The organism is Kocuria subflava (genome assembly GCF_012163155.1).
Taxonomy (GTDB): Bacteria; Actinomycetota; Actinomycetes; order Actinomycetales; family Micrococcaceae; genus Kocuria; species Kocuria subflava.
Window position 1 is genome coordinate 1 of sequence record NZ_JAAVUN010000170.1, and the last position, 605, is coordinate 605.

A 605-nucleotide genomic window follows, 5' to 3' on the forward strand; every position below is an offset into this window, starting at 1 on the left:
GAGGGGTGGCCTCCAACGGAGCGGGGATCGGCGAGAGCACGCCGGATGACCAGCATCCGACGTTGGACAGGCTCGCTGCAGATCTGTCATGCGTCGTCGGTAACCAGGGCAGTCGAGTGGTCCTGGTTGGTCATTCCTGGGGTGGACCAATCGTCCGACGGGCGGCCAGTGGTCCTGCAAAGGAAATAGTGCGCGGAGTGGTGTTGGTCGATCCCTCTGACGAAGGTGCCACGGTCTATTTCACGAAGGGCAACGCGGTGATTACAGCAGTGCAGTCTGCTGTGATGCCGGTCTTGGCACGAATGGGGATTCTGCGGTGTGTACTCAATGCAGTGATCAGGGGCGTTGGCCTGCGTAAGCACCTCAGAGGCGCAGTTGAGGAGTCGACGACGCTCGCCGCAGTGCGAGCCACTGCCGCGGAGGACCGCCAGATTCGTAACGGTCTGAAAATGCTCAGGTGCGATCCTGATGTGATCGATGTGCCGGTCACTGTGATCAGTGGCACGAAGAAGACACGTTGCGGGTCGAGCCGTCAGGAGTTGGTCGAAGCACATCGGCGTTCCGCGGGGCTCTACCCACGGGGGCGTCACGGAGAGGCCCATAAC

1 protein-coding gene is annotated in these 605 nt (G+C 61.5%); it reads left to right on the forward strand.

Features of this window, described 5'->3' with window-relative positions:
- Nucleotides 1–5 precede the first annotated feature (5 nt).
- On the forward strand, nt 6–605 hold a 600-nt coding region (locus GTW58_RS13580), incomplete at its 3' end, for an alpha/beta hydrolase (RefSeq protein ID WP_342453326.1).